18 protein-coding genes are annotated in these 21,728 nt (G+C 68.0%); 11 read left to right on the top strand and 7 right to left on the bottom strand.

Going from position 1 to position 21,728, the window contains the following annotated elements; all coding sequences use genetic code 11:
* The first annotated feature begins 1 nt into the window (after position 1).
* The 5 genes from GcLGCM259_RS14145 (at position 2) to purU (ending at position 6,215) form a co-directional block, all read left to right on the top strand.
* On the top strand, positions 2 to 301 hold the full coding sequence (locus GcLGCM259_RS14145; protein ID WP_138176027.1) for a sarcosine oxidase subunit delta: 300 nt from the start codon (positions 2 to 4) through the stop codon (positions 299 to 301).
* Entirely contained in the window at positions 298 to 3,201 is a 2,904-nt protein-coding gene (locus GcLGCM259_RS14140; protein WP_175419457.1) for a sarcosine oxidase subunit alpha family protein, read from the top strand. Before GcLGCM259_RS14145 ends, GcLGCM259_RS14140 begins: the two co-directional genes overlap by 4 nt.
* Positions 3,194 to 3,811 (top strand): sarcosine oxidase subunit gamma, encoded by a 618-nt coding sequence (locus tag GcLGCM259_RS14135; protein WP_138927012.1) that lies wholly within the window; start codon positions 3,194 to 3,196, stop codon positions 3,809 to 3,811. The genes GcLGCM259_RS14140 and GcLGCM259_RS14135 overlap by 8 nt, the downstream gene beginning before the upstream one ends.
* Complete coding sequence (locus tag GcLGCM259_RS14130; protein WP_138927011.1) at positions 3,812 to 5,197, top strand: L-serine ammonia-lyase; 1,386 nt, start codon at positions 3,812 to 3,814, stop codon at positions 5,195 to 5,197. It abuts the gene before it with no gap.
* A gap of 157 nt (positions 5,198 to 5,354) precedes the next feature.
* Positions 5,355 to 6,215, top strand: coding sequence for a formyltetrahydrofolate deformylase (purU, locus tag GcLGCM259_RS14125; RefSeq protein ID WP_138927010.1), 861 nt, complete (start codon positions 5,355 to 5,357; stop codon positions 6,213 to 6,215).
* Between the two features lie 151 nt (positions 6,216 to 6,366).
* Here purU and phoA read toward each other — a convergent pair whose 3' ends face one another.
* Complete coding sequence (phoA, locus tag GcLGCM259_RS14120) at positions 6,367 to 7,821, bottom strand: alkaline phosphatase (protein WP_138927009.1); 1,455 nt, start codon at positions 7,819 to 7,821, stop codon at positions 6,367 to 6,369.
* Between the two features lie 331 nt (positions 7,822 to 8,152).
* On the opposite strand from phoA, the gene GcLGCM259_RS14115 reads away from it, so the two are divergent.
* A complete protein-coding gene (locus GcLGCM259_RS14115) occupies positions 8,153 to 9,373 on the top strand; it encodes an NAD(P)/FAD-dependent oxidoreductase (RefSeq protein WP_138927008.1) in 1,221 nt (406 codons plus the stop codon).
* 156 nt (positions 9,374 to 9,529) lie between these two features.
* Complete coding sequence (locus GcLGCM259_RS14110) at positions 9,530 to 10,939, top strand: mycothione reductase (RefSeq protein WP_138927007.1); 1,410 nt, start codon at positions 9,530 to 9,532, stop codon at positions 10,937 to 10,939.
* A gap of 87 nt (positions 10,940 to 11,026) precedes the next feature.
* Here GcLGCM259_RS14110 and GcLGCM259_RS14105 read toward each other — a convergent pair whose 3' ends face one another.
* Positions 11,027 to 11,917 carry an AAA family ATPase gene (locus GcLGCM259_RS14105; RefSeq protein WP_246049638.1) on the bottom strand — a complete coding sequence of 297 codons (891 nt, stop codon included), beginning with the start codon at positions 11,915 to 11,917 and terminating at the stop codon, positions 11,027 to 11,029.
* On the bottom strand, positions 11,893 to 12,216 hold the full coding sequence (locus tag GcLGCM259_RS15625) for an AAA family ATPase (RefSeq protein ID WP_246049637.1): 324 nt from the start codon (positions 12,214 to 12,216) through the stop codon (positions 11,893 to 11,895). The genes GcLGCM259_RS14105 and GcLGCM259_RS15625 overlap by 25 nt, the downstream gene beginning before the upstream one ends.
* Before the next feature lie 184 nt (positions 12,217 to 12,400).
* Between GcLGCM259_RS15625 and GcLGCM259_RS14100 the strand changes: the two genes are divergently transcribed.
* A complete protein-coding gene (locus GcLGCM259_RS14100) occupies positions 12,401 to 12,919 on the top strand; it encodes a universal stress protein (RefSeq protein WP_054821724.1) in 519 nt (172 codons plus the stop codon).
* A gap of 201 nt (positions 12,920 to 13,120) precedes the next feature.
* On the opposite strand, the gene GcLGCM259_RS14095 is transcribed toward GcLGCM259_RS14100, so the two are convergent.
* Positions 13,121 to 13,441 carry a CHY zinc finger protein gene (locus tag GcLGCM259_RS14095; RefSeq protein WP_246049635.1) on the bottom strand — a complete coding sequence of 107 codons (321 nt, stop codon included), beginning with the start codon at positions 13,439 to 13,441 and terminating at the stop codon, positions 13,121 to 13,123.
* Positions 13,442 to 13,684: 243 nt separating this feature from the next.
* On the opposite strand from GcLGCM259_RS14095, the gene GcLGCM259_RS14090 reads away from it, so the two are divergent.
* Entirely contained in the window at positions 13,685 to 15,118 is a 1,434-nt protein-coding gene (locus GcLGCM259_RS14090; protein WP_281283952.1) for an MFS transporter, read from the top strand.
* Positions 15,119 to 15,492: 374 nt separating this feature from the next.
* Here GcLGCM259_RS14090 and GcLGCM259_RS14085 read toward each other — a convergent pair whose 3' ends face one another.
* Positions 15,493 to 16,428, bottom strand: a complete 936-nt coding sequence (locus GcLGCM259_RS14085; RefSeq protein ID WP_246049634.1) for a LysR family transcriptional regulator — start codon at positions 16,426 to 16,428, stop codon at positions 15,493 to 15,495.
* Between the two features lie 174 nt (positions 16,429 to 16,602).
* On the opposite strand from GcLGCM259_RS14085, the gene mmsB reads away from it, so the two are divergent.
* Positions 16,603 to 17,589, top strand: coding sequence for a 3-hydroxyisobutyrate dehydrogenase (mmsB, locus tag GcLGCM259_RS14080; protein ID WP_138927004.1), 987 nt, complete (start codon positions 16,603 to 16,605; stop codon positions 17,587 to 17,589).
* On the top strand, positions 17,589 to 18,764 hold the full coding sequence (locus GcLGCM259_RS14075) for an alcohol dehydrogenase catalytic domain-containing protein (RefSeq protein WP_138927003.1): 1,176 nt from the start codon (positions 17,589 to 17,591) through the stop codon (positions 18,762 to 18,764). The genes mmsB and GcLGCM259_RS14075 overlap by 1 nt, the downstream gene beginning before the upstream one ends.
* A 156-nt stretch (positions 18,765 to 18,920) precedes the next feature.
* Here GcLGCM259_RS14075 and GcLGCM259_RS14070 read toward each other — a convergent pair whose 3' ends face one another.
* Both GcLGCM259_RS14070 and GcLGCM259_RS14065 read right to left on the bottom strand, forming a co-directional pair.
* Positions 18,921 to 19,382, bottom strand: a complete 462-nt coding sequence (locus GcLGCM259_RS14070; RefSeq protein WP_138927002.1) for a DUF2871 domain-containing protein — start codon at positions 19,380 to 19,382, stop codon at positions 18,921 to 18,923.
* A gap of 155 nt (positions 19,383 to 19,537) precedes the next feature.
* The gene (locus GcLGCM259_RS14065) at positions 19,538 to 21,622 is read right to left on the bottom strand and encodes an MMPL family transporter (protein WP_138927001.1); all 2,085 of its coding nucleotides are present in this window, start codon (positions 21,620 to 21,622) and stop codon (positions 19,538 to 19,540) included.
* Positions 21,623 to 21,728 lie beyond the last annotated feature (106 nt).

Here is a 21,728-nt window from a genome sequence, read left to right as displayed (position 1 = left end):
CATGATGCTGATTGAGTGCCCGAACTGCGGGCCACGCAATGAAACCGAATTCAAGTACGGCGGGCAGGCGCACGTCGCCTACCCCGCCGACCCCCACGCGCTGAGCGACAAGGAATGGGCCCACTTCCTGTTCTACCGCCAGAACCCGAAGGGGATCTTCGCCGAACGCTGGGTCCACTCCGGAGGGTGCCGCAAGTGGTTCAACGCCCTTCGCGACACCGTCACCTACGAATTCAAGGCCGTTTACCGCGCCGGGGAAGCACGCCCGGAACTGCAGAACACCCAGGGAGGTACCCGATGAGCCAGAACAAGCCCTACCGGCTGGACGCCGCCATGGCACCGTCCGCGCGTGTTCAGCGTGAGGAGGCTTTGCTGCTCACCGTTGACGGCCAGCAGCTCTCCGCTCTGTCGGGGGACACCGTCGCTAGCGCCATGCTCGCCAATGGGATGCGCTCCTGTGGCAACTCGATGTATTTGAACCGCCCCCGGGGCATCTTCTCTGCCGGAGTTGAGGAACCCAACGCGCTCATCACCGTGGCGGCCCGCCACCACGAGGACATCGACGAATCGATGCTTCCCGCCACGACCGTTACGGTCACCGACCGGATGCACGCCACTTTGCTGCGGGGCCTGGGCGTACTGGACCCAACCACGGATCCGGCCTACTACGACCATGTCCACGTACACACCGATGTGCTGGTCGTGGGGGCAGGGCCGGCCGGCCTGGCCGCGGCGCGTGAGGCCAGCCGTTCTGGTGCCCGTGTGCTGCTGATGGATGAGCGCACCGAGGCTGGCGGCACCCTGCGCGACACATCCGGGGAGCAGATCGACGGCAAGGACGCCTCCAACTGGATCGAGGAGGTCACCGCGGAGCTGGCGCAGGCCGAGGAGACCACCCACCTGCAGAACACCACTGTGCTCGGCTCCTACGATGCGAACTACATCGTTGCCGTACAGCGGCGCACGGTGCACCTCAACGGTCCGGCCGGCAAGGGAGTTTCGCGCGAACGCGTCTGGCATGTGCGTGCCAAGCAAGTTGTGCTGGCCACCGGGGCCCACGAGCGGCCGATGGTATTCGAAAACAACGACCGGCCCGGCATCATGCTGGCCGGAGCGGTTCGAAGCTACCTGAACCGCTACGGTGTCCGCGTGGGACAGCGCATCGCGGTGGCTACGACCAATGATTCGGTCTACCCGCTAGTTTCCGAACTGGCGGCCAGCGGCGGGGTGGTCGCCGTCATCGACGCCCGGTCGACCGCCTCCGCGGCGGCGGCCGAAGCCGTCGCCGACGGGGTGACCGTGCTGACCGGTTCGGTAGTTGTCGACACCGAAGCGGATGAGTCCGGGGAACTATCAGCCATCCTGGTCGCTCCACTGGACGAGAACAGCGAGCTCGGTGACCACGAACGCTTCGAAGTTGACGTGCTGGCCGTGGCCGGCGGGTTCAACCCCGTCGTGCACCTGCACTCCCAGCGGCAGGGCAAGCTGGTGTGGGACACCACCATCCACGCCTTCGTGCCCGCCGACGCCGTGGCCAACCAACACCTGGCCGGGGCAGTGACCGGACGGCTGGACACCGCCGGTGCCCTGTCAACCGGTGCCGCCACCGGGGCGGCAGCCGCCTCGGCTGCCGGTTACCAGCATGTGGCCACCGTCCCGCAGGCGCCCGAAACCGCCCTCGGGGAGACTCGCCCGGTGTGGCTGGTTCCTTCGCTAAATGGCGACGACGCGGCGAACTACACGCGCCACTTCGTGGACCTGCAGCGTGACCAGACCGTGGCTGACGTGCTGCGCGCCACCGGGGCCGGAATGAGGTCCGTGGAGCACATCAAGCGGTACACCTCCATTTCCACGGCGAACGACCAGGGCAAGACCTCCGGGGTGGCAGCCATCGGCGTGATCGCCGCCGTGCTGGGCATCGAGGACCCCTCGGAAATCGGAACCACCACCTTCCGCGCCCCCTACACTCCGGTAGCGTTCGCGGCTCTGGCTGGTCGTACCCGCGGACAATTGCTGGACCCCGCGCGCATCACCCCGATGCACTCCTGGCACCTGGAACACGGGGCAAAGTTTGAGGACGTGGGACAGTGGAAGCGCGCCTGGTACTTCCCGCAGGGCGAGGAGGACATGGACGCGGCCGTGCTGCGCGAGTGCGCCGCGGTGCGCGATTCCGTCGGCATGCTCGACGCCACAACCCTGGGCAAGATCGAAATCCGGGGCAAGGACGCTGCCGAGTTCCTCAACCGCATGTACACCAACGGCTACAGCAAGTTGAAGGTGGGCATGGGGCGCTACGGCGTCATGTGCAAGGCCGATGGAATGATCTTCGACGACGGGGTGACCCTGCGCTTGGCTGAAGACCGCTTCCTCATGCACACCACCACCGGCGGGGCCGCCGACGTGCTTGACTGGCTGGAGGAGTGGCTGCAGACCGAGTGGCCTGAACTGGATGTAACGTGCACCTCGGTGACCGAGCAGTTCGCGACCGTGGCAGTGGTCGGTCCACGTTCCCGTGATGTCATCGGGAAATTGGCGTCCAACCTGGATGTCTCCAACGACGCATTCAAGTTCATGGCCTTCCAGGACGTCACCCTGGACAGCGGCATCGAGGCCCGGATCTCGCGTATTTCGTTCTCCGGCGAGTTGGCCTTCGAAATCGCGGTCCCCAGCTGGCATGGACTGAAGATCTGGGAAGATGTCTACGCAGCCGGTCAGGAATTCAACATCACCCCGTACGGCACCGAGACCATGCACGTGTTGCGCGCGGAAAAGGGCTTCATCATCGTGGGGCAGGATACGGACGGCACGGTGACCCCGCAGGATGCGGGCATGGAGTGGGTTGTTTCCAAGATCAAGGACTTCGTGGGCAAGCGCTCCTTCTCGCGGGATGACAACCTGCGGGATGACCGCAAGCAACTGGTATCGGTGCTGCCGGTCGACGAAACCCTGCGTCTGCCGGAAGGCGCCGCCCTGGTCGCTGCCGACGCGGGCACCGAGAACGGCATCACCCCGATGGACGGGTGGGTGACCAGCTCCTACAACTCGGCCGCCCTGGGCCGGACCTTCGGACTGGCGCTGATCAAGAATGGGCGTAATCGTATCGGCGAAACGCTGAAGACACCGATTGGCGACCGCCTGGTCGACGTCGTGGTCTCCGAAACCGTACTCTTTGACCCGGAAGGAAGCCGCCGAGATGGCTAACAACACTCTGATCGAAACCACCGTCCTGCGCCGCTCCCCGGCCGAGCACCTTGCCGGGGAGATGGCGGCGGCGACCGTGACCGGCGAGCGTGCGGTGGCCCTACGCGAGGTCGCTTTCGCCACCCAGGTGGGTTTGCGCGCAGCACCCGGCACCGCCGGCCACCAGCAGCTGGCTGACGCCACGGGGGTCGGCCTGCCCGCACAGGTGGGTGAGGTCGCCGGAGATGTCACCGGCACTGCCGTGCTGTGGCTCGGACCTGATGAATTCCTGGTGTTTGCACCCGAGAACGTTCAGCTGAGCGAGCAACTCACCCAGGCGCTGGGAGACCAGGCCGGCCAGGTCGTGGACTTGTCGGCCAACCGCAGCGTGCTGGAGCTGGAAGGCCCGTCTGCGCCGCTGGTGCTGCGCAAGAGCTGCCCGGCGGATCTGCACCCCAGCGCGTTTGCCGTGAATCAGGCGATCACCACCACGGTGGCGAACGTCCCGGTGCTGCTGTGGAGGGTCAGCGAGCAGACCTGGCGGATTCTTCCGCGTGCCTCCTTCACCGAGCACACGGTACGGTGGCTGGTCGACGCCATGACCGAGTTCGGCTCGCCAGAGGTGGACTAGATGGCACTGTCCGCGCTGGACATGTTTTCCATTGGCATTGGTCCCTCATCATCACACACGGTGGGGCCGATGCGGGCGGCCGCGAGCTTCGCGGCCGCCCTGAATGGGCGGGTACTTGGGCAGGTGGCACGGGTGCGCGCCGAGCTGTTCGGTTCCCTGGGAGCCACCGGCATCGGCCATCATTCGGATATTGCGGTCATCCTCGGGTTGGCGGGACATGACCCGGCCACTGTGAATACCGATGAAGTGCCGGACTTGATTCAGCAGATCCGGGACTCGGCGGTCCTGCGGCTGGCCGGGCGGGCCCCGATCGAGTTTTCGATCGACGCCGATGTGGTGTTGCATTCTCGCAAGTCCCTGCCCGGACATCCGAATGCCATGAGATTTGCCGCCTTTAACTCCGACGGCACCGAGCTGGCCAGCCAAACACTGTACTCAATTGGCGGCGGGTTCGTAGTGAACGACCAAGAGCTCCAGGCTCCGTTGAACACCGAAAACGACGCCGTCTATCGATTTACCTCGGGCGCCGAGCTCCTAGAGACCTGTGCCGCCACCGGCAAATCCATTGCCGAGGTGATGTGGGCGAACGAGCTCTCCTGGCGCAGCGAAACCGAGGTCCGCGACGCACTGCTGGAGATTTGGAAGGTCATGCAGCAGTGCGTCGAGAACGGCTGTCGGCGTACCGAGAAAACCTTGCCCGGCGGCCTGAACGTCACCCGTCGTGCCCCAGCCCTGCGCGAACGCCTGCGTCGGCAGGAAGCTGAGGCCAAAGCGTCGGAGTCGATGGATCCGCTGTGGGCGATGGAATGGGTGAACCTCTACGCGTTGGCCGTCAATGAGGAAAACGCCTCAGGCGGGCGGATCGTCACCGCCCCGACCAACGGGGCGGCCGGAATCATTCCTGCGGTGCTGCATTACTACACCCGCTTCGTCACCGGCGCCAGCGATGAGAAGGTCATCCAGTTCCTGCTTACCGCCGCCGCGATCGGGATCATCATCAAAACCAATGCCTCGATCTCCGGGGCAGAAGTTGGATGTCAGGGCGAAGTCGGCTCGGCGTGCGCGATGGCAGCCGCAGGACTGTGCGCCGTGCTTGGCGGCACCCCTGAACAGGTGGAGAACGCCGCGGAGGTGGCGCTGGAGCACAACCTGGGGTTGACCTGCGATCCGGTCGGTGGGCTGGTGCAGATTCCATGCATTGAACGCAACGCGATCGCCTCGGTGAAGGCCATCAACGCCGCCCGCCTGGCCCTGCACGGGGACGGGCAGCACACGGTGAGCCTGGACGCGGCGATCGAGACCATGCGCGCTACCGGGGCGGACATGAAAAGCAAGTACAAGGAAACCTCGCGCGGCGGGCTGGCGCTGACCCTGGCCCAGTGCTGAGCCCGGCTCCGTCAATCCAGTCCAGCAAACTGGACCGGCCCAAACCCACCGGCCCCAAGGCCCTAAGCTGGAAGCAAACACACCAGGCGCGACCCGGCCGCGAACACTCGCGGGCACCGGGCGGGCGCCTGGTGAAGAAGTGAAAGGACAAACGAGGATGAGCGAGCAGGTCCGGCACGTTCTGACCCTGCAATGCCCGGAGGCGGCCGGCATCGTGCACGCCGTCACCGGCTTCCTGGTCAAGCACGGGCGCACCATCGTGGAGCTGAAGCAGTTCGATGACATGAGCGCCGAGCGCCTGTTCATGCGCGTGGACTTCGCCGGGCAGGACGGTGCGGACCTGCTGCAGCGGCTGCGCGAGGACTTCACCCCGGTCGCCGAGGAATGGGGGATGGACTGGAACCTGCGCGAACGCGGGCAGAAGACCCGCACCCTGATCATGGTCTCGAAGTTCGACCACTGCCTGAACGACCTGCTATTCCGTGCCCACACCGGGGAGCTGCCCATCGATGTGGTCGCGGTGGTCTCCAACCACCCGGACCACCGCTCACTGGTGGAATGGCACGACATCGACTTCCACCACATCCCGGTCACCAAGCAGACCAAGCCGGCCGCGGAAGCCGAACTGCTGCAGCTGATCGAGCAGACCGGCACCGAACTGGTGGTTCTGGCCCGCTACATGCAGGTGCTCTCCGATGAACTGGCCACCGAGCTGACCGGCAAGACCATCAACATCCACCACTCCTTCCTGCCCTCCTTCAAGGGGGCCAAGCCCTACCACCAGGCGTGGGAGCGCGGGGTGAAGACGGTGGGCGCCACCGCCCACTACGTGAACTCGGAGCTCGACGAGGGGCCGATCATCGCCCAGCAGGTGGTGGAGGTGGACCACACCTACATGCCCGAGGACCTGGTCGCCGCCGGGCGCGACAGCGAATGCAAGGCCCTGTCCAACGCGGTGCGCTGGCACTGCGAGGGGCGGGTATTCCTCTGGGGCAACCGCACCGTGGTGCTGCGCTAACCCGCCGCCGGGTGCGGCCGCCGCACCGGGTGCGACCCCCGCACCGGCTGCCGCCGCGGTGCCAGAGGCTGAACCGCACCCACTTTCCACGCAGCACATCAGGGGCCGACCCACTGGATCGGCCCCTGATGCTGTTGGGGTTGCGGTGCTGCTACTTGCCCAGCCCCAGCGCGTCACGCACCGTGAAGAACAGGTCCGTCTGATCGCTCAGGCCCACCACGTTCGCGGCCCCCGGACCGTAGCCGGCGATGCGCAGCTGCGCGCCGGTGTGGCCCTGGGAGGCGGCCTCCTCACCGGTGCCGTAGAGGATCGCCATCTCACTGCCGTCCGCGGTGACCAGCTTGGAGGTCAGCGCCGGGGACTCGGTGTCCGGGGCCACGATCTGGCTGGTGTGCGCGTGGTCGGCGGTGACCACCACCAGGGTCTCACCGTCTTCCTTGGCAAAGGCCAGCGCCTCCTGCACCGCCTCGTCCAGGTCCACGGTCTCGCCGATCTGCCCGCACGGGTTCGCCGCGTGGTCCTGCTTGTCGATCGAGGCGCCCTCGACCTGCAGGAAGAACCCGTCCTCATCGTCCTTGAGCAGGTCGATCGCCTTGGAGGTCATGCTCTTCAGGTCCGGGGCCTTTTCGAAGTCCCGCGCCGGGTTGTCCTTGCACTGCTGGGCCGGCTTGGAGATGCCGTCCTTGGACGCCAGGTCCCCGGTCCAGCGCACCTCCATGTTGCCCTCGGCGAACAGCCCCAGCAGCGGGGTGTCCTGGTTCGCCGCCTGGGCCTGCTGCATCCCGGCGGTGTCCTCCACGATCGTGTAGCCGCGCTCGTTGGCCTGCTGGCGCAGGGTCTTGTCCTTGTAGTCCCCGGCCTTGGCCTTCTCCGCGAAGGTCTCCGCCCCGCCGCCGAACACCAGGTCCGGACGGGTGGCCAGCATCTGCTCGGTGATCGAGCCGGCGCCGCCGTTTTCCAGGGCGTTCTGCGCGCACTTCTCACTGGTGGCCTCCGGGCCATAGCACTTGCGCTCGGCCACATGCGAATACTGCACGGCCGGGGTGGCGTCCTGGATTTCGCTGGTGGTGACCACGCCGGTGGCGAGGTTGCCTTCCTTCGCCAGTTCCAGCAGGCTCTGCTGGCTCTTGCCGTGGATGTCCACCGAGATCGCACCGTTGTAGGACTTGGTGCCGGTGGCCCAGGCGGTCCCGCTGGCGGCCGAGTCGGTCACGTAGTCCGGCTTGCCTTCCTTGTCCAGCGCGTAGTGGGTGTACTGCCCGGTCAGCGGCAGCGCGTCCAGCCCCTTGAAGAAGCCGCCGGCACCCTCGGCGACGTTGCGTGCGGCCGTGATTTCCGAATCGCCCATGCCGTCGCCGATGAGCAGGATGACGTTCTTCGCCCCGGCGTCCTTCACCGCCTCGCGCACCGCATCGGTGGTGTCACCGTCCATGCGCCGCGCCCCGCCGTGCTCGGAGAGCCCACCGGTGGCGGCACGATCCAGCAGCGGGGCCGGATCCTGGCTGGACTCCACCGCCCCGGCACCCACCGAGCACCCGGACAGGGCGCCGACGCCCAACACCAGCGCGGCCGCCGCCGGAACCAACCTCTTGGTACGAGAAAACATGATCTACCCTTCAACTGAAGTTTTCCTGGCCGCCGTGATCGATGCGGCGGCACCAGGGCCGATGCTGCCCAAGCCAGCTGTCGCACCGGCAACCGGCGCCTGAACCGCAGGTTAACGCCCGGCAACCCCCGGCGCGGGTGCCGCCAATTATCGCGCAAATCCCGCTGCCTGTGAGATGCGTCTCGGTCAGCCTCCAGCTCCCGGGAACCTGCCTCACCACGCTCCAGCTCTTGCCACGCCCCGGGCAACGGTGTGAGGATCGAAGCAGAGGACAGGCTCAAGGCAACACCGGGGCCCGGGGTCGGTCCCGGCGCCCAGAAGGGGCAGGATCATGTCAGAGGCACCAGTGATCATCATCGGCGGCGGCTTGGCCGGCGCCACCGCGGCCAGCGAGCTGCGTGAACGCGGCTACGGCGGGGCGGTGACCCTGATCGCCGGCGAGGAGCACCTGCCCTATGAGCGTCCGCCGCTGTCCAAGGACTTCCTGCAGGGCAGCAGCGAGCTGCCGGACTTCACCGTGCACGACGCGCAGTGGTACGCCAAGCACGACATCGATCTGCTGCTGGGCACCCGGGTGGAGGCGATCGACCGCACCGCCAAACGGGTGACCCTGGACGGCGGCGGCACCTTGGACTACGCCCAGCTGGTGCTGGCCACCGGGTCGCGGGCCAACCCCAGCGGCGGCATTGAGGGGGCGGACCTGCCCGGGGTGCGGGTGCTGCGCACCATTGACGACGCCCGGGCGCTGCGCGAGGACCTGAATGAGGGCACCCGTCTGGTGATCGTCGGCTCGGGGTGGATCGGCATGGAGGCCGCGGCCTCCGCCCGCCAGCAGGGCGCGGAGGTCACCGTCATCTCCCCGTCGCGCATCCCGCTGGGCAATGTGCTGGGCGAACCCTTCGGCAACCACCTGACCCGGATGCATCAGGAGGCCGGGGTGCAGTTTGAGCTGGCCACCCACGTGGGCCGGATCGAACGCGGCGCCGATCAGCTGGTGGTGCACGCCGGCAGCTGGCAGACCGGCGCGGACCTGGTGCTCCTGGCGATCGGCGCCAGCCCGCACCTGGAGGTCGCCGCCGCCAGCGGGATCGAAACCGATCACGGGGTGGTGGTCGACGCGTCCCTGCGCTCCTCGGACCCGGATGTGCTGGCCGTCGGGGACATCGCCCAGGCGTTCAACACGACGCTGCGCCGCCAGCTGCGGGTGGAGCACTGGGACAACGCGATCCGCCAGGGCAAGCTGGCCGCGGCCACGCTCACCGGCGCCGACGAGCAGTATGACTGGCTGCCCTACTTCTTCACCGACCAGTTCGAGCTGGGAATGGAGTACGTCGGGGACCGCCAGGACGGGGACGCCGATGTGGTCCGCGGGGACATGGACGAGGGCGAGTTCATCATGTTCTGGCTGCGTGAGGGGCGGATCACCGCGGCGATGAACGTGAACATCTGGGATGTGAACGACACGCTGCGTTCCCTGGTGGGTCAGCGCATCGACCCGGAACGGCTGCAGGACACCTCCATCGAGCTGGGGCAGCTGGCCGCCGGGCAGTAGGAGCCGGGCCCGGGTGATGGGAGCCGCCCCCGGATGATGGGAGCCGGCCCCGGATGATGGGAGGCCGCGCCGCGGACCACCGGTGAGAGCGGCCCGACGCCGCAATGCGACGTGCGACACTGTGCGCCGGGCAGGGAAGGTGCCTACGATGAGCTCATGACACAGCATCAGGTGGATTTGGCAATCATCGGCGCCGGCTCGGGCAACACGCTGCTCACCGACTACTGGGACGACAAGCAGGTCGCCATCGCGGAAAAGGGGCCGTTCGGCGGCACCTGCCTGAACGTGGGCTGCATCCCCACCAAGATGTTCGTGCGCCCGGCCGAACTGGCCCGCACCCCCGTCGAGGCGCAGCGGCTGAACGTGTCCCTGCCGGAGGGCAGCGCCGACTGGCCGGCGATCCGCGACCGGATCTTCTCCCGCATCGACCCGATCGCGCAGAACGGCTACGAATACCGGGACCAGTCGCCCAACGTGCAGGTCATCGCCGAAGAGGTGACCCTGGATGGCACCCACGGCTTTCGCACCGCCCAGGGCACCAGCATCAGCGCCGAGCAGCTGGTGATCGCGGCCGGATCCCGCGCGGTGATCCCGGACATCGAGGGCTGCGACCTGCCCGGGGTGCACACCTCGGACACGGTGATGCGCCTGGAGCGCCTGCCGGAGCGGATCGTGATCGTCGGCGGCGGGTTCATCGCCTGCGAGTTCGCCGCGATCTTCTCCGGGCTGGGCTCCCGCACCACCCAGCTGATCCGCCGCCAACACCTGATGCGGCACATGGACACGGAGATCCGCGATGCGTTCAACGCCGAGGCCCCGAAGTACTGGAACGTTGAGCGCAACACCGAAACCCAGCGGATCACCAAGAACGCGGACGGGACCCTGGAAGTGCACACCAGCGCGGGCACCCACACCGCGGACATCGTGCTGGTGGCTACCGGGCGCAAGCCCAACACGGATTTGATCGGCGCGCAGCAGGCCGGGCTGGACCTGCACCAGGACGGCCGGCTGGTGGTCGATGAGTACCAGCGGGTGCTGCGCGGCGGCCAGCCGGTGCCCGGGCTCTACGCGCTGGGGGACATCTGCAGCACCGAGCAGCTCAAGCACGTGGCCAACTACGAGGCCCGGGTGGTCGCCCACAACCTGCAGCACCCGCACGCGCTGCGGGCGAATTCCGACCGGGCGGTGCCCGCGGCGGTGTTCACCCACCCGGAGCTGGCGCAGATCGGGCTGACCGAGCAGGAGGCGGTGCAGTGCATCGGCCGGCAGAACGTGAGCACCAAAACCCAGATGGTGGGGGACACCGCCTACGGCTGGGCGCTGGAGGATCAGACCGGGCTGTTCAAGGTCGTCGCCGATCGGCGTGACGGTTCGATCCTGGGCGCGCACGTGATGGGCTACCAGGCCTCAAACCTGATCCAGCCGGTGGTGATGGCCATGAACCTGGGCATCGACGCCTACACCGCGGCCCGCGGCCAGTACTGGATCCACCCGGCGCTGATGGAGGTCACCGAGAACGCGTTGCTGGGACTGGACGTCCCGCAGGGCCAGGACGCCCCGCTCTAGCTGCCCCATCCCGGCGTTGAGCAGCGACGCGGGCGGTCAACTCGGCAGCGCCGGTGCGCAGTGCGGCAGCTAGCGCCGCGGCCAGGCTCAGGCCGGCCGGTCGAACACTCCCTGGTCCTGCAGGATCGTCTCCCCGGCCTCCTTGAGCAGTTCGTGGCGCAGCGCCCCCTCACGCTCCAGCGCCGCCACCAGCTGCGGGGAGTGGGAGACCACCACGATCTGCGAGTCCCGGGAGGCGTGGGCGATCAGGGCCGCCAGCGCCGGCAGCAGCTGCGGGTGCAGGCTGTTTTCCGGTTCGTTCAGCACCAGCAGCGGGGCCGGGCGCGGGGAGAGCAGGGCGGTGGCCAGCAGGATGTAGCGCAGTGTCCCGTCGGAAAGCTCACTGGCCTGCAGGGGGCGCAACAGGCCGGGCTGGTGCAGGTGCAGGCTGAAGCGCCCGTGCTCCGATCGCACCTCCAGGCGGGATCCGTCAAACGCGTCGGCGATCGCCTGGTTGAACGCCGCGGGACTGGACATCTCGTGGATGGTGCGCACCGCCGCAGGCAGATCCGCCCCGTCGGAGGCCAGCACCGGGGTGCGGGTGCCGATCCGCTCGGCCCGGGCCGGTGCGCCGGCATCGGTGCGCAGCGCATCGTAGAACCGCCAGCCCTGCAGCATCACCCGCAGCTGGCTCACTTCCGGGGCCCTGGAGGCGTCGATGGTGGAGAGCACCGACTCCCACTCGGGCAGCCGCAGCCCGCTGTCCTCCAGGCGCGCCTGCCCGCGAATCTGCACCAGCGCCCCCTGGCGCAGCACGCTGGTGGTCGACGGGCGCAGCACCGGGCCGAACCAGACCGCCTCGCTCTTGAGCACCGGGTCCTGGCCGAACATGCTCGGGTCGCGCATGTCCGTGTCCGGCACCGGCAGCCCCAGGTCCACCGCGTACCCGTACTCTTCGGAGGCGAACCCCAGCTTCAAGGAGACCGGTTCGCGGCGCACCGTGCCCTGCGCCGGTCCCGAGTCCCGCCGCGCACCGTGCCCTGCGCCGGTCCCGAGTCCCGCCTGCCGCGCGGACGGCTTCCGGCCTCCGGTCCGGCCCATGCGGCCGAACCCAGCCCGCCCTCGCGGGCCAGGGAGGCGATCGCCCCGTCGTGGCCGAGTTCGCTGATCAGCTTCAGCGCGCGGTAGACGTTGGATTTGCCCACCGCATTGGCTCCGGTGATCACGGTCAGCGGGGCCAGTTCGATGACCAGGTCGCGCACCGAACGGTACCCGCTGATCGCCAGGATCTGCAGCATGCACCCCACCCTACCGGCCCTGCCCGACAGCATCCGCGCTGTATCCGCGCAGTACCGCCGGGGCGGGGTGTCCGGCGGTGCCAAAGCGTTCGGCGGCCATGCCATACTGGGGTTGAGCGGCGAAGATCCTCGCCGCCACCTGCACTTTGAGTGGCGCAGGTGCTGCACGAGCACGGGAGTACCGATGACCCAGAACCCGTCCCCTTCTACCGCCACCCTGCTGGTCGGCGTCGAGCCGGACCAGTCCCCGACGGTGCTCAACGCGGTCGCCCCGCTGGCCGCGCAGCTGCAGGCCCGCGTGGTGTGCGTGCACGTGCACACCGGACGGTTCATCACCCAGCGCCTGCCCGAGAACCTGGCCGAGGCCAGCCCGGCGATCAGCGGCTCGGCGCACCCCGATGAGCAGGAGGTGCCGTTCCCGCAGGGGCTGCGCGATCACCTGGCTGAGGTGTTCGATCCGCTGCAGGTCAGCTGGGAGGCGCGCGAGGTGGAAGGGGACCCGGCCAAGGCGCTGGCGCAACTGGCCGAGGAGCTGGATGCCAACATGATCGTGGTCGGCACGCGCCGCAAGGGCTGGCGCAACCGCATGGAGCAGTTCATTGACGGGTCGATCGCCGTGAGCCTGTCGCACCGGCAGGGCCGCCCGGTCCTGGTGGTGCCGCAGGTCGCCAACGAATCCGGCCGGCTTCCCTGGGAAGGATAGCCGCCGCCCCGCGCCGGGGCTAACGCCGGCATCCCACCGCGGGTTCGAACCCCACGGGGGATCGAATTCCGCACGGGAACGAACTCCACGCGGGGGCAGCCGCTCCCCGGACGGGCAGGGGCGCTAGTTGCCGGGCCGGGATTCGAGGCCCGGCAGGGGCTGGTCCGTGTCGCTGCCGCGGCATGTTTCCGCGCCGGCGAATTACAGTTCGCGGTGCAGCTTGCACCCGGGGTTGAACTGCGCCGCACAGTGCGGGCAGTGGTCGGTGCCCAGGTATTGGGCGACGCTCATTTGGGTGCCGCACACTCCGCACAGCACTGCCGGCTGGTCGAAGTGGCGTAACGGCCACACCTGGGCCGGGTGATCGGCCAGCTCGGCGTGGCACAGGTGGCAGGGGTAGTACCTGGCGCAGCAGTAGTGCTTGATCGCGATGACGTCGACGTCCCGGTGGTAGTGCGCGCAGCGGGTCTGCGGGTCCGGATTCACGCCGTGGACCTGCGGCCGGCGGGGTGCGTCGTTCACGCGTCTCTCCTGTCTGCGGGCAACTGGCGGAAGTTCGCGCCCGGACTGAGGGCGCCGCAAGTTTCCCGTACCATTCTGCCGCATCCGGGAAGCCGGCTACTGTGCATTGCTGCACGCTTGATGTGCGTAATCCGCTCCTGAATTCACTGCCGCGCACCTTCCCTTGGGAGTGTGATCTGGGCCATACTCTGGTGCTGAGGGGCGGGGTCCAACCTGGGATCCCCGGGGCTGGAAGGAAAAACAGTGGCATCTGAAACCTCAAGCAGATCCGAGCGCAAGGGGCTGCGCCGGGTCGTCGCGGCCTCCATGGCCGGAACCGTGGTCGAATGGTACGAATTCTTCCTGTACGCTACCGCGGCGACCCTGGTCTTCAATAAGATCTTCTTCCCGGATACGGGCAACGACCTGGACAACATCATCAAGGCGTTCCTGACCTACGCGGTCGGCTTTGTGGCCCGTCCGATCGGCGGCATCGTCTTTGGCCACTTCGGCGACAAGTACGGGCGCAAGCATCTGCTGCAGGTGGCGATCATTCTGGTCGGGGTCACCACGTTCCTGATGGGCTGCCTGCCCACATTCGACTCCATCGGCTACGCTGCCCCGATCCTGTTGATCGTCCTGCGTTTCCTGCAGGGCTTCGCCGTGGGCGGCGAATGGGGCGGTGCGGTGCTGCTGGTGGCCGAGCATGCGCCCAACCGGGAGCGTGGTTTCTGGTCTTCCTGGCCGCAGGCGGCAGTGCCGATAGGCAACCTGCTGGCCACCGTGGTGCTGCTGGTGCTCTCGTGGACGCTGAGTCCCGAGGCCTTCCTGGCCTGGGGCTGGCGTGTGGGCTTCTGGCTGTCGGTGGTCATCGTACTGGTCGGGTACTACATCCGCACCCGGGTCACCGACGCCCCGATCTTCCAGGAGGCCAAGGCCGAACTGGAACAAAACGCAGCCGCCGGGTACGGGGTTGCCGAGGTGTTCAAGCGCTACCCGCGTGGGGTCTTTACGGCCATGGGACTGCGCTTCGGGGAGAACATCCTGTACTACATGGTGGTGACCTTCTCGATCACCTACATGAGCGTGCAATTGCACATGCAGACCTCGGTCATCCTGGAGCTGATGCTGCTGGCTCACGTGTTCCACGCGATCATCGTCCCGGTGATCGGGCGCTTCACCGACACCATGGGGCGACGTCCGGTCTACGCGGCGGGCGTGATCCTCATGGCAGTGTGGGGTGTGGTCGCTTTCCCGCTGTTCAACACGGAGAACGACTTCGTGATCCTGATGACGATCGTCGCCGGGCTGTTCGTTCACGGACTGATGTACGCCGGGCAGCCGGCCATCATGGCCGAAATGTTCCCCACCCGGATGCGCTATTCCGGGGTGTCCTTGGGTTACCAGGTGACCTCGATCGTCGCCGGCTCCATGGCGCCGATCATTGCCGCGGCCCTGCTGCGGGTGACCGGCAGCTGGATTCCGGTCGCCGGGTATGTGGTGTTCGCGGCCCTGGTGACCCTCGTCGCCGTGTTCTTCCTGCGGGAAACCAAGGGGTTGGACCTGGGCAGCATCGATGAGCAGGACCGTCGCGACAACGGGCTGCGGGCGCCGGTGGCGGACGCGGAACCAACGCCGGGTCTTGAAGCCCAGTCCGATCCCCGCCTGGGCGAGGATGGCCGGGCCCGGCAGAACTAACCCGCCGCACGGCACCGTGGTTGGTTGGCAGCGGTGCTGCAGCGCGAAGGCCCCGACACGAAGATCCGTCGGGGCCTTCGCCGTGCCGGGCCGCCCGATTATCGGCCAACCGTTCACAGTGATGCCTCGCATCCAGGTTGTGACAGGCGCCCAGGTATCTAGCGCCGCGCCCCTAATCAGCAATCACTTCGCTGCCTATTAGTCTTGCTGACAATACCCTCCGGATCATTAGCAGGCGGGGGAAGGCACCATGCCAAGGCTGGTTGGCCGACAGTCCCGTCATCGCGGATTAAGGGACTGTCAAACAAATAACGGGCAGCGGCCTTCAGGCAACAGGTGAAACAGTTAGGCGCGTGCGCTCTGACTATGGAATTTTAACGTTCCGGCGGGGTTGGAGCAGATGGCGTGAACGGGGCGATGAACCAGTCCTGGTCCTTTGCGGCCTGGGTAAAGGCCTGGACGGTCGCCTGCACCGCCCGGCTGCGCAGCGCCTCCTCCCGGCCGACCAGCCAGTACTCGGCATGGTGGCTGAACTGCTCGTGCAGCACCGGCACAAGGTTGGGGTACTGCCGGGAGAGGAATTCGGGCAGTAGCCCAATTCCCGCGTGACACATCGTCGCCGAGAACTGCACCGCGATGCTGGTGGAGGACACCGCGCGGCGCATGGGCGGCAGTGCCGCGCTCGCGTCATCGAGCTTGTCCACGGTCAGGGCGGTGTCGATGTAGTAGTTCAGATAGTGCTCCGACAGGTCCTCCAGGCGCGTGGGATGCCCGTGCGCGTGCAGATACTCTTCCGTCGCGTAGAGCCGCAGCTCGTAATCCAGCAGTTTCGTGGATACCGCGCGGCGCACGTAAGGCTGGCCGATGGCGATCTCCAGGTCCATGCCGGTGCGGGTTTGGCGGGTGCGGGTTGTTTCGGAGACCAGCTCGAAGACCAGCTGCGGGTGGGTCCGGTGCAGTCTGGCCAACGCCGGGGCGGCCAGGTGGGCGCTGAATGCGTCGGGAGCGGCGATCCGCACGTGCCCGCTGAGCTGCTCGGAGTCCCCGTCCGCGCCAATGGCCGCCACCGCCTGTTCGATCGTTTCGGCTGAAACCATGGCACGCCGTCCCAGGTCGGTCAGTTCCCACCCGTTCGGTGTGCGGGTCAGCAACCGGCCGCCCATGGCCTTCTGCAGCGCGGCAATCCGTCGGGAGATCGTAGAGTGATTCACTCCGAGCACGTTCGCAGCCGCCGTGTAGCGCCCGAGCCGGGCCACGGTCAAAAAAGCGATCAGGGATTCAAGATGACGGTAGTCGATGGGGCGCTCCATGGGAATAGTGTGCGTCAATGCACGACAGCCTTGCAATTTTCCCCTCACAGTGTGCATTGAGAAGGTGATGTGGCGCACCTACGCTGGGGGCAGACAGTGAGACGGTGCGCCACTGACAGCACCCTCAGCCACAGGTAGGCCAGGGGTGAGGGCGCCGACGGAAAGGGTGAGGACATGAGCGTGTACGCATGGATCGGGTTGGGCAACATGGGCGGTCCGATGACCGCAAACCTGGTGAAGGCCGGAAATGAGGTGCGCGGCTACGACCTGAACGAGCAGGCCTGCGCAGCCGCGGCCGCCGGCGGGGTGCGCATTGCCCCCAATATTGCAGAGGCCATGGACGGGGCCGACGCGGTGTTCACGATGCTGCCCAAGGGGGAGCATGTGCGTTCGGTCTATGAAGCGCCGGAGGGGATCTGGGCGAACGCCACCGCGCAGATGCTGTTGCTGGATTCTTCCACCGTCGACGTGGAAACTTCCCGCTACATCCATCAGGGATCGGCCGAACGGGGCCTGGAATTCGTGGATGCGCCGGTTTCCGGAGGGATCTCCGGGGCTGCGGCCGCGACCTTGGCGTTCATGCTTGGGGGCCAGGAACACCTGATGCAGCGGGCCACCGAGCTGATCGCACCGATGTCCGGGCGAACCATCGTCGCCGGTGGGCCGACCATGGGGATCGCGGCGAAGATCTGCAACAACATGATGCTGTTCATCGACCTGATGGCCAGCGCGGAGGGCTCCCAGCTGGCCGAGAAGCTGGGACTGGATCCCGAAGTGTTCTGGCAGATCGTCTCGGTCTCCTCCGGACGGTCCTGGGCGCAGCAGACCTGGTACCCGGTCCCCGGAATCATCGACACCGCAGCGGCGAACAACAATTTCGACGCCACCTTCCGCACCGATCTGGCCCGCAAGGACGTCGCCCTGGCCCTGGCGGCGGGGCAACAGACCGGGGTGAGGCTGCCGGCCGCCACCCTGGCTCAGGAACACTTCGACGAATTGATCAGCCAGGGGCTGGCCGACAAGGACTGCTCGCTGATCGTGAAAAACCTGGTACCCGACGGCAACGTTCGGGGCTACAACCCGATTTCCGGTCCGGACGCTGGCGAGCAGTCGGGCCAAGGATCCGCGCAGCCCAGCCGGCCCGCCCGCCAAGGCGCCTGATGCGAAGCATTCGTGCGGCAGTGCTGGAGGAATCGGGCGCAGCGCGCCCCTACGGCGCCTCCCAACCACTGCGCGTGCAGCAGGTGCAGCTGAACGATCCGGGCCCCGCAGAGGTGCTGGTGCGCATCGAGGCGGCCGGACTGTGCCATTCGGACCTGTCGGTGGTCGACGGAAACCGGCCCCGACCGCTGCCCATGGTGCTCGGTCATGAAAGCGCCGGCATCGTCGAACAGCTCGGCGATCGGGTTCAGGGTTTGCGGGTGGGGCAGCGGGTGGTCTCCAGCTTCCTGCCGCGTTGCGGGACCTGCCCGGCATGCGCCACCAACGGCAAGCTGCCCTGCACCCCCGGCAGTGCCGCCAACACCGCCGGTACGCTGCTGGGCGGGCAGCGGCGGTTGATGCGCGGCGGGAGGGCCCTCAACCACCATTTGGGGGTTTCCGGCTTTGCCACGCATGCGGTGATGGACGCCCGCAGCCTGGTGCCGGTCGGCGACGACGTGCCTGCGCAGGTGGCGGCGGTGCTGGGGTGCGCGGTACTCACCGGCGGCGGAGCGATCCGCAACGCGGCACGCGCCACCGCGGGGGACAGCATCCTGGTAGTGGGCCTGGGCGGGGTGGGGATGGCGGCCCTGCTGGTGGCCCTGGCAACCGTGCGCGATCCCGGCCCATCGGTTGGAAAGGACCCCGGCAGCACCAGGACCGGTGCCGGCGCGCACACGCCGCACGGCAAGGTGATTGCGGTGGACATGAACCCGCAGAAGCTGCGCACCGCCCAACGGTTGGGAGCCGATGTGGCACTCACCCCGCAGCAGCTGGCCCAGCAGGGGCTGAGCGCCGCGGTGGTGATCGAGGCGGCCGGCCACCCGCGTGCCTTTGAGACCGCGTTCAGTGCCACCGCGGTGGGCGGCACCCTGGTAACCGTCGGCTTGCCGGCGCCCGGGGCGATGAGCCAGATCGAACCGCTGGCGTTGACCGCCGGGGCCCGAACCATTATTGGTTCCTACTTGGGGTCGGCAGTGCCGGCGACGGACATCCCGTTCTATGAGCGGCTGTGGCGCGAAGGGCGGCTGCCGGTGGAGGAACTGGTTTCGGGCACCTGCACCCTGGATGAGATCAACGACGGGCTGGAGGAGCTCGCCGCCGGTCGGGCGGTGCGCACCCTGGTCACCTACTAACCCCGCGCGCAGGGTCCCAGCCCGCCCAGGTGCCGGCAACAGACTTCAGGCGGGCAGGGACGCACCCGGGTGCGGCCAGAAGGCCACACCCGGGTTGGTGCTGCTGGGCTGGGTCCCGGTCTGGTCCGAGTACCCCGCAGCCCTCACCGCCGAGCGCTAGCGCTGCAGCCCGGCTTGACCCGCAGCGGCCGTGGTGCCGCCCGCCATGGCAGGACGCACCTGGCGGCGCAGCAGCACGAACAGCAGGATCATCCCGGCGGTCAGGAACATGTGCCCCAACCCGGCGAACCCGGCAATCATCGCGGAGGACTCCACCCCGCGCACGGTGAGCATGCCGTGCACGATGAGCATCGCCGAGGTGAGGATGACCCCGGCGTTGTAGGTGGCGAAGAACCAGCCGAACAGCTTGCGGTGCGTGGAGAGCGCGAACGCCTTCTCCAGCAGCAGCACGATCAGCAGGACGATGAAGCCCAGGGTGAGCAGGTGGGTGTGGGCCAGGCCCAGCTGTGTGAATTCGCCGGCCGGGAAGTCGTTGGCCTTGGTGAACTCGCGGTAGAACAGGCCGGAGGCCACCCCGACCAGCATGTAGCCAAAGGCCCAGTTCAGGATCCTGCGCATCTGTTTTCTCCTTGTGGTTTGGTGATGCCCCGGGAGTGAGGGCACCGGTGGTTGCTGGGCAGTGCTCCGTGGTGCTCCACGGCTGCCCGGTTGATTGGAAAATGTCTGCCGCCCGCGGATCGCCGCTCACGACCCCGAGCCGGTATGGTGGCGCGCTAGCTGCGCGGCGTCTGCGCCATCTCGGTGCGGGGCGCCGCAGCGGTTTCCGGCTGCCGGGTCGGCGCCCAGGCCGGGATGTTGCGCCGCCCCAGCAGCGTGAACAGCGCCGGAACCAGCACGGTGCGCACCAGGAAGGTATCGAGCAGCACCCCGAGCCCGACGACCAGGCCCAGCTGGCCCAGCACCATCAGCGGCAGGGTGGCCAGCGCCGCGAACACCCCGGCCAGCACCACGCCGGCGGAAGTGATCACCGCACCGGTGTGCCCGACGGCGTCGATCACCGCCTCCCGGATCGGCTGGCGGGCCGCCTCCTGCTTGATCCGCTGGGTGAGGAAGATCGTGTAGTCCACCCCGAGCGCGACCAGGAACAGGAAGGCCAGCAGCGGGACCTGCACATCGAATGCGCTGGTGCCCAGCACCAGTGAGCCGATCAGCCCGCCCAGCCCCAGTGCGGCCGCGGCGCTGAGCAGGTTCACCAGCGCCAGCAGGGCGGCGGTCAGCCAGGAACGGGTGAGCACCAGCAGCATCACGAAGCAGATGCCCAAGACCAGTGGGGCGACCACGGCAAAGTCCCGCAGGTGCCCGTTGTGGGCATCGAGCTGTTCGGCCCCCGCCCCGCCCAGCAGGGCATCGGCCCCGTCCACCGCATGGATGGCGGTGCGCACCTCACGCAGCATCTGCTGGTCTTCGCTCGATCCGGGGTCCGCCTGGCCCACCAGCAGCAGCCGCTGCCAGGAGCCGTCGGCGCTGCGGCCCATTTCGCTCACCCGCTGCACGCCGGGCACCTGTTCGGCGGCCCGGGCCACCTGTGGGGCCTGGTCAGGATGGGTGAGGAGGGTGGCCGGCTGGGTTTCCCCGGCCGGGAAGTGCTCGGTGAGCACCGTTGAGGCGCTCGCCGATTCCGTCGGGCTGCGGAACTGCTCGGCGGGCTTCAGGCCCAGGCCGGTGCCGGTGAGCACGGCGGCCAACACCGCCAGCACGGCACCGACCGAGACCAGGGAGAGCACCGGGCGGGCGGTGACCGCGGTGGCGATCTGCGCCCACCGGCTGCGGCGTGGGGCCGGCTGGTGCGGGGCCGGCACCAGCGGCCAGAACACCTTACGTCCGGCCAGGGCCAGCACCGGGGGCAGCAGCCCGAGCACGAACAGCGCGGCGATCAGCAGCCCCACCGCGCAGGCGATCCCCAGGCCGCGGGTGTCCTCCATGACCGCCAGCACCAGGCTGGCCAGCGCCAGTACGACGGTGAGGTTGGAGGTGGCGATGGCCTCGAAGCTCGAGCGCCAGGCGGCGGCCAGCGCCGTGCGGTGCCCGGCGTGCACCCGCAGCTCATCGCGGTAGCGGGAGATCAGCAGCAGCGCATAGTTGGTGCCGGCGCCGAACACCAGCACCGAGAGCACCCCGGTGTCAAAGTGCAGGTCCCACACCCCGGCCAGCGCGGCGGTGACCAGGCTGGCGGCCCGGTCGGCCAGGCCGACCACGGCCAGCGGCAGCAGCCACAGGATGGGGGAGCGGTAGGTGAGGATCAGCAGGACCGCCACGATGGCGACGGTCACCGCCAGCAGCGTGAAATTGGCCCCGTCGAAGGAGTGGGCCACGTCCAGCGCGAACGCCGGCCCGCCGGTCACCTGCACCTGCAGGGCGGCGGCGGGGGCGGCGGCCAGCTGCTCACGCAGTTCGGCGACCACCTGCCGGTCGGCCAGGCTGCCGCGCTCGTCCCAGCTGGCGGTGAGCATCCCGGCCTGGGCGTCATCACTGAGCAGCGGCTTGCCCAGCTGCACCCCGGCCAGGTCCAGGCGCCCCTGAAGCTGATCCAGCGCGGTCCGGTCCGCGTCGGTCAGCGTTGCGGCGTCGGGCCGGGTGGCCACCAGCACGGCGGTGCTGCGGCCGGAGGATTCGAAGCCGTCCAGCAGCTGCTGCACCCGGGCGGATTCGGAGCCCGGCACGCCGCTGTCCGGGGCGCGGGTGGCCGCGTCGGCGGAGGAGAGCACGGAGAACAGCACGGCGATGACGGCCAGGAAGCCCAGCAGCCAGCCGGTCGCGCCGCGCCGGGAGGTCAGCGAGGAAGAGAGGGAAGTCAACATGCTTCCAGTCAACCGATTTTTGGCGGGATCCAAATCGGGGAAGCGGTCGAAAGCCGGCTCAACCGTTTGGTTGATGCGCACCGGCGTCGGGTGCGTTATTGCGCCG

It is taken from the genome of Glutamicibacter creatinolyticus, from assembly GCF_006094275.1.
Classification (GTDB): Bacteria; Actinomycetota; Actinomycetes; order Actinomycetales; family Micrococcaceae; genus Glutamicibacter; species Glutamicibacter creatinolyticus.
The sequence above is the reverse complement of the archived record's forward strand: the minus strand, read 5'-3'. Positions and strand labels throughout refer to the sequence as shown.

Excerpts from the sequence above, each read along its gene's own strand:
- GcLGCM259_RS14100 (WP_054821724.1), top strand. The coding sequence starts at position 12,401 with ATGACCCAGAACCCGTCCCCTTCTACCGCCACCCTGCTGGTCGGCGTC.
- GcLGCM259_RS14085 (WP_246049634.1), bottom strand. The coding sequence starts at position 16,428 with ATGGAGCGCCCCATCGACTACCGTCATCTTGAATCCCTGATCGCTTTT.
- GcLGCM259_RS14140 (WP_175419457.1), top strand. The coding sequence starts at position 298 with ATGAGCCAGAACAAGCCCTACCGGCTGGACGCCGCCATGGCACCGTCC.
- GcLGCM259_RS15625 (WP_246049637.1), bottom strand. The coding sequence starts at position 12,216 with ATGCTGCAGATCCTGGCGATCAGCGGGTACCGTTCGGTGCGCGACCTG.
- mmsB (WP_138927004.1), top strand. The coding sequence starts at position 16,603 with ATGAGCGTGTACGCATGGATCGGGTTGGGCAACATGGGCGGTCCGATG.
- purU (WP_138927010.1), top strand. The coding sequence starts at position 5,355 with ATGAGCGAGCAGGTCCGGCACGTTCTGACCCTGCAATGCCCGGAGGCG.
- GcLGCM259_RS14075 (WP_138927003.1), top strand. The coding sequence starts at position 17,589 with ATGCGAAGCATTCGTGCGGCAGTGCTGGAGGAATCGGGCGCAGCGCGC.
- GcLGCM259_RS14135 (WP_138927012.1), top strand. The coding sequence starts at position 3,194 with ATGGCTAACAACACTCTGATCGAAACCACCGTCCTGCGCCGCTCCCCG.
- GcLGCM259_RS14115 (WP_138927008.1), top strand. The coding sequence starts at position 8,153 with ATGTCAGAGGCACCAGTGATCATCATCGGCGGCGGCTTGGCCGGCGCC.
- GcLGCM259_RS14110 (WP_138927007.1), top strand. The coding sequence starts at position 9,530 with ATGACACAGCATCAGGTGGATTTGGCAATCATCGGCGCCGGCTCGGGC.
- GcLGCM259_RS14070 (WP_138927002.1), bottom strand. The coding sequence starts at position 19,382 with ATGCGCAGGATCCTGAACTGGGCCTTTGGCTACATGCTGGTCGGGGTG.
- GcLGCM259_RS14065 (WP_138927001.1), bottom strand. The coding sequence starts at position 21,622 with ATGTTGACTTCCCTCTCTTCCTCGCTGACCTCCCGGCGCGGCGCGACC.
- GcLGCM259_RS14145 (WP_138176027.1), top strand. The coding sequence starts at position 2 with ATGATGCTGATTGAGTGCCCGAACTGCGGGCCACGCAATGAAACCGAA.
- phoA (WP_138927009.1), bottom strand. The coding sequence starts at position 7,821 with ATGTTTTCTCGTACCAAGAGGTTGGTTCCGGCGGCGGCCGCGCTGGTG.
- GcLGCM259_RS14130 (WP_138927011.1), top strand. The coding sequence starts at position 3,812 with ATGGCACTGTCCGCGCTGGACATGTTTTCCATTGGCATTGGTCCCTCA.